Below are 9,605 nucleotides of genomic sequence, written 5' to 3'. Positions count from 1 at the left end.
GGCCACGGTTTTGGATGGTGCTCCCGAAACCGTGGCCCGACCCCGCGATGGTTTGCGGGGCCGCGTCGCTTGCTGGGGGACTGTCCAGCAATCAGCCGAAATTCAGCCCCATCCGCTGCGCCACCGTGTGCATGTCCTTGTCGCCGCGGCCGGACAGGTTGGCCAGGATGATCTGGTCCCTGGGCAGCGTCGCCGCCAGCTTGGCCGCGTAGGCCAGCGCGTGCGACGATTCCAGCGCCGGGATGATGCCCTCGATATGGCAGCAATCGTGGAAAGCCTGCAAGGCTTCGTCATCGGTGATCGACACGTATTGCGCGCGGCCGCTGTCCTTCAGGTAGGCGTGCTCCGGTCCGACGCCGGGATAATCGAGTCCGGCCGAGACCGAATGCGTTTCGATGATCTGGCCATTCTCATCCTGCAACAGATAGGTGCGGTTGCCGTGCAACACGCCCGGATAACCCCTGGTCAGCGACGCCGCGTGGCGCTCCGTGTCCAGCCCCTCGCCGGCCGCCTCGACGCCGATCAGCCTGACGTCCTTCTGGTCGATATACGGATAGAAAATTCCCATCGCGTTGGAGCCGCCGCCTATGCAGGCCACCACATAATCGGGCTGGCGCCCCGTCATCTCCGGCATCTGCACCAGGCATTCCTCGCCGATCACCGACTGGAAGTCGCGCACCAGCATCGGATACGGATGCGGTCCGGCCACGGTGCCGATGATGTAAAAAGTGTTTTCGATATTCGTCACCCAGTCGCGCATGGCCTCGTTGAGCGCGTCCTTCAAGGTCTTGGAACCGGACTCCACCGGCACCACGGTCGCGCCCAGCAGCTTCATGCGGTAGACGTTCTGGGCCTGGCGCTTGACGTCCTCGCTGCCCATGTAGACCACGCATTCGAGGCCGAAGCGGGCGCAGATGGTGGCCGTGGCCACGCCGTGCTGTCCGGCGCCGGTCTCGGCGATGATGCGCGGCTTGCCCATGCGCTTGGCCAGCAGCGCCTGGCCGATGACGTTGTTGATCTTGTGGGCGCCGGTGTGGTTCAGGTCTTCGCGCTTGAAGTAGATCTGCGCGCCGCCGGCCATGCCGGACCAGCGCTTGGCGTGATAAATCGGCGACGGCCGGCCGACGAAATGCTTCAACTCGTAGCGGAACTCTTCGAGGAATTCGGGATCTATACTGTAGCGCGCATACGCCTCGTTCAACTCGGCCAGCGCGTGGCTCAGCGTTTCGGCGACGAAGGCGCCGCCATAGGGACCGAAGTGGCCCCTGGCGTCGGGCAGCGCGTAATCGGTGGCGTGGAATAAGGGCGCGGCTGTCGCGCGGCCGCTGTCAGGCAGGACTTTCATGGTGTGTTTCTCTTTCTATGATGGCATCGGCGGCCCGCACCGCCGCGATGAAATCGGCGATCTTGCGGGCGTCTTTGATCCCCTTGGCCGCTTCCACACCACTGCTGATGTCGACGGCGTAGGGCCGTACACGGACCACCGCGTCAGTCGCGTTGTGTACGCTCAAGCCACCACTTAAAACGACCCGAGGCGCGAGCTCTTTTGGAATGAGAGACCAATCGAAAACCTTTCCTGCGCCACCGTAGGCGTCCACATGGGTGTCGAGCAAGAGGCTCGAAAACAAGGGACTGGCGGCGCGGCACTGTTGTTCGTATTCTAGCAAATCGGCGGGCCTCGTGTCGGGCCGCATGCGGAACACGCGCAGGAACTGGCGGCCGCAGGCGGCGGCGATGGCGGCGCTGTCGGCCACGGTCTCGTCGCCGTGCAGCTGGATCAGGCCCAGCGGCGCGATCCGCGCGACGGCGGCGACCTCGTCCGCGCTGGCGTTGACGAACAGGCCGGTGCAGGTGACAAAGGGCGGCATCGACCGGATCAGCTCGGCGGCCTGCGCCGGCGTCACGTAGCGTGGGCTGGGGAGATAGAACACGAAGCCGATGGCGTCGGCGCCGGCGGCCACGGCGGCCCGCACATCGTCGGGCCGGGTCAGGCCGCAAATCTTGATGCGGGTGCGGTGCATGGTCTCGTCCTTAAAATCTCGCCATTAAAATGGCGGCGTGATTCAAAACCACGGCAGCGCGCTGCTCGTTTCCAGCGGCAACTGCCATTTCGGGTCGTAATCGATCTTGGCCAGATACAGGCCGTCCGGCATGAAGGTGGGCGCCGCTTCGTGGCGGTCGCGCGCTTCCAGCAGCTGGCCCAGCCATTGCGGCGGCTGGCGGCCGCTGCCGATGTAGACCAGCGAGCCGACCAGGTTGCGCACCATGTGGTGCAAAAAGGCGTTGGCGGTGATGGTGAACACCACCAGCTCGCCGCGCCGCTCGATCTTGATTTCATGCATCAGCTTGACCGGCGACTTGGCCTGGCACTGGGCGGCGCGGAAGGCCGTGAAGTCGTGCCAGCCGATCAGCGGCGCGACGGCTTGCCGCATCAGCGCGATATCGAGCGGGCGGAAGTAGAAACCGGCGCGCCCTTCCAGCAGCGGCGAGCGGGTCGGATTATTGTATAAAACGTAGTGATAGGTGCGGGCACGGGCGCTGAAACGGGCGTGGAAGAAATTGTCGACACTGGGGTCGCCTTCGACCTCCTTGGCCCAGCGCAGCGCGATCGACGGCGGCAGGAAGGCGTTGACGCCGCGCACCCACGAGTGGGTGTCGCGGCTCAGGTCGGTGTCGAAATGGACCACCTGTTCCAGCGCGTGGACGCCGGTGTCGGTGCGGCCGGCGCAGGTCGTCGCCAGCAGCACCCTGGCGAATTTTTCCAGCGCCAGTTCCAGCTGGTCCTGCACGGTCTGGCCGTCTTGCTGTTTCTGGTAGCCGTGCCATGCGCTGCCGTCGTACTGGACGCCGATTGCTATCCGTTTCAATTGCTGCCCGATCTGTGAGTCTGCATCAGCGCATTATCGCATTGATGGGCGCGCCCGCGGCGGCGCGGTCGGGCGGCGGCGCCGTTCGGGCGCCGCCCGCTGCGGTTTCAGGCCAGCTGGGCCCGCATCGTGTGGGCCTTGGCGATCTGGTCGTCGCTGCCGCCGCGCAGCACTTCGTCGAGCAGCTCGCGCGCGCCCTCCTTGTCGCCGATTTCCTGGTAGGCGATGGCCAAGTCGAGCTTGGTATCCATCTCCATGTGCAGCGCCGACAATTCCTCTTCGCTCACGTGCGCCGGCGCGCCGGACGCGGCCTTCTGCATGTCCAGGTCCAGGTCGATGCCGGACAGGTCGAATTCCGGCAGCGCCGACTCGGACGCGACCGCCTGCGCCGGCGGCAGTTCCGGCAAGCCGAAGTCCGGGTCCAGCGCCAGTTCACCGGCGGCCGGTTTGGCCGGCGCGGCTGGCGGCGGCAAATCCGTCAAGCCGAAGTCGTCGTCCAGCGACAGTTCGTCGGCCGTCGGCGCTGCGGCCGGCGCCGGCACGGCCGGAATGTCGAAGTCCATCATGTTCAAGTCGTCCAGCGGATCGCCGGTCAAGCGCGGCGGCTGGCGCGGCGCTTCCGCCGTTGCCGTCGCCGTCGTCACGTCGTCCGGCAAGTCGAGGCCGAAGTCCATGCTGAAGTCGGGCTCGTCCGCTGGAGCGGCGGCCGGCGCGACCGGCTTGGCTTCCGCCGGCGGCGCGGCCGTGGCCGGCGCATCGAAGTCCATGTCCAGCCCGGCATCGGCCGGCGCCGCGTACGGCGCGGCGGCAACGGGCGTCTCTTCGATGTTCAGGCCGCCCAGGTCGAAGTCGAGGAAATGTTCGGCGTCGGCATCGGCCATGGCGGCCGGCGTCGGCACTTCCGGCAAGGCCGTTTTCATGTCGTCGTCGAAGCCGAAATCCATGCCCGGGTCGTCGGTGGCCGGCGCGGCGTCCTGGCTCAGGTCCAGGTCGAGACCGCCATTGTCGGCGGCGGCCGGCTCGGATTCGAAGCCGAGGTCTTCCGTGTGCGTGGCCTCATGTTCGGCCGCGAAGGCGGCGGCGCCGACGGCGGCCAGGCCGACACCGGCGGCCGCTTCCGCCGCCAAATGGGAAGCGGCGCCGGCATCATGGGCGGGCGCGCCGGAGAACAGCGGATTGAGCGGGTCGATGCTCAAACCCATGGCGCTGGCCTGGGCCCACTCCTCGCCCTGGCCCTTGGTCAGCGCGTACAGCTCGGACGCCTGGGTTTCGAACGCGCGCACATCCTTGCGGGTGGCGTAAATTTCCAGCAATTTCAGGCGCACCGGATGACGTTCCGGATGGGTGCGCAGCGCTTCCTTGAGGATTTCCTCGGCCTGCGCATCGCGGCCGTAAGCGATGTAGACGTCGGCTTCGGCCACCGGATCGACTTCGTTGGTGTCGAGCTGGCTGGCCGACGGCGCGAAGTTGGAATTGAACACGCTGTTATTGGTGTCCACGCTCTGGCCGCCGGTGTGGGCGAACATGGAATGGGCTTGCGTGCCGGGATCGCCGAGCACGCTGGTCTCGGCGCGCGGCAGCACCATCTGCTTGCGGCGGCGCGACACGATCAGCCCGGCGCCCGCCAGCAGCGCGGCCAGGGCCACGCCGACATAGGTGATGTTGTCCATCAGCGTATCGACCAGGCCAGGCTCGGCGATACGCGCTGGAGGCGGCGGCGCCACATGCTTGGGCGCCGGCACGGCGGCGGCCGTGGCCGAAGCGTCGAGTGCGATCACCGGCACCGACGCGGCGGCCGAGGCCGACGCTTTTTTCTGGTCGACGGCCGCCTTGCTCTTCACCGCCATCAGCTTTTCCAGGTCGCTGACGTTCTTTTCCAGTTCCTTGACGCGCGAGGCGGCTTCGGCCATCTGCTTTTCTTTGGCGATCTTGTCCTCGACGGCGACGACGGCCTGGCCGTTGGCCGACGCGGACGGCGCGGCCTTGGACAATTTCAGCTGATCCTTGGCGGCGTTGGCCGGCGTGGCGTGTTCCTCGACCTTGGCGGTGATCTTGCCGCCGGCCTGGCGCGCCGGTTCGGCGTCCTTGGCCGGCGCGCTCTGCGCCACCTGCCCCGCCAGCTTGCTGCGGTAGGCGCTGAAATCGGCCGCGTGCGCGACGACGACGCCGTGGGCCTCGGTGTCGGAGCCGGAGGCGCGGATCGCGTCCGAATCGGGCACCGACAGGATCTGGCCCGACTTCAGGCGGTTCATATTATTGCCCACGAACGCTTCCGGATTGGCGCGGTACAGCGCGACGAGCATCATGTCGAGCGAAATGTCGGTGGGCTTGAGCTGGCCGGCGATGCGGCCCAGCGTATCGCCCTGCTTGACCTGGTACTGCTGCTGTTGCGACTGTTGCGCCTGCTGCTGCGGCCTGACGGGCGCGTCGGCCGGCGCGCGGGACGGACGGGCCGCCACCGGTGGCGGCAACGGTGCCGCCGCCGGCGTCGGTGCCTGAGTGGCGGTCGGGGCGGAGGCCGGCGCGGCGTTGCGGTTTTGCAGGTCGACCGGCGCGGCCACCTGGGCCGACTGGGTGCTGCGCATTTCGGCCGGGTCGAGCAGGAAGGTGTATTCGCGCACCAGACGGCCACCGGTCCAGTTCAGTTCCAGCAGCATGTCGACGAACGGTTCGTTGACCGGCTGGCCGGACGTGATGCGTATCACCTGGCGGCCGCCGCGTTGCTCGACATCGAAATGGAGCGACAGCAGCGTGGGATTGAAATCGATATTGGCGACGCGGAAGGCATCGGCGGGCGCCAGCTTGGCGACGAGGGCGCCGGCTTCATCGGCGGACACGGCGGTCAGCTCGATTTCCGCCCGCAATGGCTGGCCCAGCGAGGACAGGACGGTCAGCTTGCCGAGCCCGGCGGCGTTTGCTGCAGGGGAGAAAAACAAAGCGCAGGCGACGGCGCTGGCCAGGGTTTTCAATGCGAACGAAACGGAGCTGGAGCGGGTATTTACAGGCATAGTGGGCGGCATTTGGTTGTCAGAGGAAAAATGTTACTTTCCCGGAGGTCCCAACATATCATCATGCACAGGAGCACGCAAGCTTTGCGAGCGCTTTGACTCCCTGTAGAGGAGGATATGTAACCTCTATGCCTAATTTGAGCTTAAAACGACAGCTTGGCAAGTGATTTTACCTATGAGGGCGCGGGGCTAGGATCGTGGTGGGTCGCCGCAGCGAAATCGGGGCAAGACCGTGGCTCAGACCACAGTTTCGAATGAAGCTCTCGAAACTGTGGTCCGACCCCGACGTTAAGGCGCGCCGCGCTTGCGGCTTAAGCCTCCAGCACGATGCGCAGCATGCGGCGCAGCGGTTCGGCCGCGCCCCACAGCAGCTGGTCGCCGACCGTGAACGCGGACAGGTAATCGTCGCCCATGCTCATCTTGCGCAGCCGGCCGACCGGGATCGTCAGGCTGCCGGTGGCGGCGGCCGGCGACAGGTCGCGCACCGAAGCTTCGCGCGTGTTCGGCACCACTTTCACCCACGGGTTGTGGGCGGCGATGATGTCGTGGATCTCGTCGATCGGCACGTCTTTTTTCAGCTTGATGGTCAGCGCCTGCGAGTGGCTGCGCATGGCGCCGATGCGCACGCACAGGCCGTCGACGGGAATCGCGGCCGAGCCGAAGTCGGCGCCCAGGCCGAGGATCTTGTTGGTCTCGGCGCCGCCCTTCCACTCTTCCTTGGACTGGCCGTTGCCCAGGTCCTTGTCGATCCACGGGATCAAATTGCCAGCCAGCGGCGCGCCGAACTGTTTGGTCTCCTCGGCCGTTAAACCGTGCTGGGCGGCCAGCACCTGACGGTCGATTTCCAAAATCGCCGAGGCCGGATTGTCCAGCAGCGCCTTGACGGAGCCGTTGATGGTGCCGAACTGCGTCAGCAATTCACGCATGTGCTGGGCGCCGCCGCCGGACGCGGCCTGGTAGGTCATCGACGTCATCCACTCGATCAGATTGTGCTGGAACAGGCCGCCCAGGCCCATCAACATGCACGACACCGTGCAATTGCCGCCGATGTAGTTCTTCACGCCCTTGCCCAGCGCGTCCTTGATGACGTGCAGGTTGACCGGATCGAGCACGATCACGGCGTCCTGCTCCATGCGCAGCGTGGACGCGGCGTCGATCCAGTAGCCGTTCCAGCCTGCCGCGCGCAGCTTGGGGAAGACCTCGGAGGTGTAGTCGCCGCCCTGGCAGGAGATGATGATCGCGCACTTTTTCAGCGCGTCGATATCGCTCGCGCTTTTCAGCGTGGTTTCGTTTTTCGCCATCGCCGGCGCGGCGCCGCCCGGGTTCGAGGTGGTGAAGAAGACCGGTTCGATGTCGGCGAAATCGCCCTCTTCCTGCATGCGCTGCATCAGGACCGAACCGACCATGCCGCGCCAGCCTACCAAGCCTACTAGTTTCATCGTCATTCCCTCAAATACTTTTTATATCGTTTATATTGTTTATATTATTTACGCCAGCGCCTTGACCACGGCGTCGCCCATCGCTTCGGTGCCGACCTTGGTGGTGCCGGCTTCGTGGATGTCGGCCGTGCGCAAGCCCTGCGACAGCACCCGCTTGACGGCGTTCTCGATGCGATCGGCCTGTTCGGCGCGGCCGAAGGTAAAGCGCAGCATCATCGCCGCCGACAGTATTGTCGCCAGCGGATTGGCGATGCCCTTGCCGGCGATGTCGGGCGCCGAGCCGTGCGACGGTTCGTACAAGCCCTTGTTGTTGGCGTCGAGCGAGGCCGATGGCAGCATGCCGATGGAGCCGGTCAGCATCGCGGCGGCGTCGCTGAGGATGTCGCCGAACATATTGCCGGTGACGATGACGTCGAATTTTTTCGGCGCCCGCACCAGCTGCATGGCCGCGTTGTCGACATACATATGCTCGAGCGCGACGTCCGGATATTCCTGGTGGACGTGGGTGACGATGTCCTTCCAGAACTGGAACGTCTCGAGCACATTGGCCTTGTCCACGCTGGTCAGGCGCCGGCCGCGCGTTTGCGCGGCCTGGAACCCGACGGGGGCGATGCGGCGGATTTCGCCTTCCGCGTAACGCATCGTGTCGAAGCCTTCGCGCTGACCCTTGAACGGGCCGTCCGGGCACTCGCGCACGCCGCGCGGCTGGCCGAAGTAAATGTCGCCGGTCAGCTCGCGGATAATCAGAATGTCGAGGCCCGACACCACTTCCGGCTTCAACGTCGAGGCGCCGGCCAGTTCCGGATACAGAATGGCCGGACGCAGGTTGGCGAACAGGCCGAGCTGCTTGCGCAGGCCCAGTATGGCCTGCTCGGGACGCAGCGACCGTTCCAGCTTGTCGTACTGGTAGTCGCCGACGGCGCCGAACAGCACGGCGTCGGCCGCTTTCGCCAGCGCCAGCGTGGCTTCCGGCAGCGGATGGCCGTGGGCCGCGTAGCCGGCGCCGCCGACGGGCGCGCTTTCGAGCTCGAATTTTTCACCGAGGACGTTCAAGACCTTGACCGCTTGGGCCACGATTTCCGGACCGATACCGTCGCCCGGGAGGATAGCAATTTTCATATTGAATTTATTTTCGATTAGACGGCGTTAGATGACATTCGCCAGCCAGGGCTGGTTCGCCAGATGGCGCTCTTCGAAGCCGCGGATGGCGTCGGCGTGACGCAGCGTCAGGCCGATATCGTCGAGTCCATTCATCAGGCAGTATTTGCGGAAGGCGTCGATCTCGAAGGGATAGGAAATGCCGCCGTTGCTGGTGCCGATGCGCTGCTGCTCAAGGTCGACCACCAGACGGTAACCGGGGAAGGCCTTGACTTCATTGAACAGATGGTCGATCTGCGTTTCGGATAAAACGATGGGCAGCAAGCCGCTTTTGTAGCAGTTGTTGAAGAAGATGTCGGCGAACGACGGCGCGACGATGGCGCGGAAGCCGTACTGGTCCAGCGCCCACGGCGCGTGCTCGCGCGAGGAGCCGCAGCCGAAGTTCTTGCGGGTCAGCAGGATGGAGGCGCCCTGGTAGCGCGCCTCGTTGAGCACGAACTCCGGATTGAGCGGACGCACGCTGTTGTCCTGGCCCGGCTCGCCGTGGTCCAGGTAGCGCCATTCGTCGAACAGGTTGGGACCGAAGCCGGTGCGATGAATCGACTTCAAAAATTGCTTCGGAATGATGGCGTCGGTGTCGACATTGGCGCGGTCCAGCGGGGCCACCAGTCCTTCGTAGATCGTAAATTTATCCATGATTCTCGTTCGGGTTGTGCGACGGCGGACCGTCGCGGCCCGCCGTGCTGCGGTTTATTTTTTGGTCGAGGCGCCTTCCAGCGACTCACCGACCTTTTTGACGTCCTTGCCGAAGCCGTTGACGGTGTTGCAACCGGTCAGGATCAGCGCGATGATGGACAGGGCGAATAGTTTTTTCATGTTGGGTCTCTCGGGATGGTTAAGACATCAACGCAGCGTGCGCACGTCGACAAAATGGCCGGCGATACCGGCTGCCGCCGCCATGGCGGGAGACACCAGATGGGTGCGTCCGCCCTGGCCTTGGCGTCCTTCAAAATTGCGGTTGGAGGTGGAGGCGCAGCGCTCGCCCGGTTCCAGGCGGTCGGCGTTCATCGCCAGGCACATCGAGCAGCCGGGTTCACGCCATTCAAAGCCGGCAGCCTTGAAAATTTCGTGCAGGCCCTCGCGCTCAGCCTGGTCCTTCACTAGCCCGGAGCCCGGAACCACCATGGCCAGCT

At 65.2% G+C, this 9,605-nt stretch carries 9 protein-coding genes; all 9 read right to left on the bottom strand.

All coding sequences use genetic code 11. From position 1 onward, the window contains the following. Positions 1 to 91: 91 nt before the first annotated feature. Positions 92 to 1,345 carry a tryptophan synthase subunit beta gene (gene trpB / locus Q0S71_RS20495; protein ID WP_295999899.1) on the bottom strand — a complete coding sequence of 418 codons (1,254 nt, stop codon included), beginning with the start codon at positions 1,343 to 1,345 and terminating at the stop codon, positions 92 to 94. Next, positions 1,329 to 2,021 (bottom strand): phosphoribosylanthranilate isomerase, encoded by a 693-nt coding sequence (locus Q0S71_RS20490; protein ID WP_295999898.1) that lies wholly within the window; start codon positions 2,019 to 2,021, stop codon positions 1,329 to 1,331. Before Q0S71_RS20490 ends, trpB begins: the two co-directional genes overlap by 17 nt. Before the next feature lie 42 nt (positions 2,022 to 2,063). Then, positions 2,064 to 2,867 carry a tRNA pseudouridine(38-40) synthase TruA gene (truA, locus tag Q0S71_RS20485; RefSeq protein WP_295999897.1) on the bottom strand — a complete coding sequence of 268 codons (804 nt, stop codon included), beginning with the start codon at positions 2,865 to 2,867 and terminating at the stop codon, positions 2,064 to 2,066. A 107-nt stretch (positions 2,868 to 2,974) separates the two neighbouring features. After that, the gene (locus tag Q0S71_RS20480) at positions 2,975 to 5,875 is read right to left on the bottom strand and encodes a FimV/HubP family polar landmark protein (RefSeq protein ID WP_295999896.1); all 2,901 of its coding nucleotides are present in this window, start codon (positions 5,873 to 5,875) and stop codon (positions 2,975 to 2,977) included. 311 nt (positions 5,876 to 6,186) lie between these two features. Further along, entirely contained in the window at positions 6,187 to 7,314 is a 1,128-nt protein-coding gene (asd, locus tag Q0S71_RS20475; protein ID WP_295999895.1) for an aspartate-semialdehyde dehydrogenase, read from the bottom strand. A 48-nt stretch (positions 7,315 to 7,362) separates the two neighbouring features. After that, positions 7,363 to 8,433, bottom strand: a complete 1,071-nt coding sequence (leuB, locus tag Q0S71_RS20470; RefSeq protein WP_295999894.1) for a 3-isopropylmalate dehydrogenase — start codon at positions 8,431 to 8,433, stop codon at positions 7,363 to 7,365. A 27-nt stretch (positions 8,434 to 8,460) separates the two neighbouring features. After that, a complete protein-coding gene (gene leuD / locus Q0S71_RS20465) occupies positions 8,461 to 9,108 on the bottom strand; it encodes a 3-isopropylmalate dehydratase small subunit (RefSeq protein WP_295999893.1) in 648 nt (215 codons plus the stop codon). Between the two features lie 54 nt (positions 9,109 to 9,162). Then, complete coding sequence (locus tag Q0S71_RS20460) at positions 9,163 to 9,288, bottom strand: entericidin A/B family lipoprotein (protein ID WP_008450980.1); 126 nt, start codon at positions 9,286 to 9,288, stop codon at positions 9,163 to 9,165. A gap of 27 nt (positions 9,289 to 9,315) precedes the next feature. After that, the coding region (locus Q0S71_RS20455; protein ID WP_295999892.1) for an aconitase family protein at positions 9,316 to 9,605 on the bottom strand (290 nt) is incomplete at its 5' end.

The organism is Rugamonas sp., from assembly GCF_025354735.1.
Lineage (GTDB): Bacteria > Pseudomonadota > Gammaproteobacteria > Burkholderiales > Burkholderiaceae_D > Rugamonas.
The sequence above is the reverse complement of the archived record's forward strand: the minus strand, read 5'-3'. Positions and strand labels throughout refer to the sequence as shown.

Bases quoted from the DNA above. Each gene is read 5' to 3' on its own strand.
- trpB (WP_295999899.1), bottom strand. From the start codon at position 1,345: ATGAAAGTCCTGCCTGACAGCGGCCGCGCGACAGCCGCGCCCTTATTC.
- Q0S71_RS20490 (WP_295999898.1), bottom strand. From the start codon at position 2,021: ATGCACCGCACCCGCATCAAGATTTGCGGCCTGACCCGGCCCGACGAT.
- Q0S71_RS20480 (WP_295999896.1), bottom strand. From the start codon at position 5,875: ATGCCTGTAAATACCCGCTCCAGCTCCGTTTCGTTCGCATTGAAAACC.
- asd (WP_295999895.1), bottom strand. From the start codon at position 7,314: ATGAAACTAGTAGGCTTGGTAGGCTGGCGCGGCATGGTCGGTTCGGTC.
- leuB (WP_295999894.1), bottom strand. From the start codon at position 8,433: ATGAAAATTGCTATCCTCCCGGGCGACGGTATCGGTCCGGAAATCGTG.
- leuD (WP_295999893.1), bottom strand. From the start codon at position 9,108: ATGGATAAATTTACGATCTACGAAGGACTGGTGGCCCCGCTGGACCGC.
- Q0S71_RS20460 (WP_008450980.1), bottom strand. From the start codon at position 9,288: ATGAAAAAACTATTCGCCCTGTCCATCATCGCGCTGATCCTGACCGGT.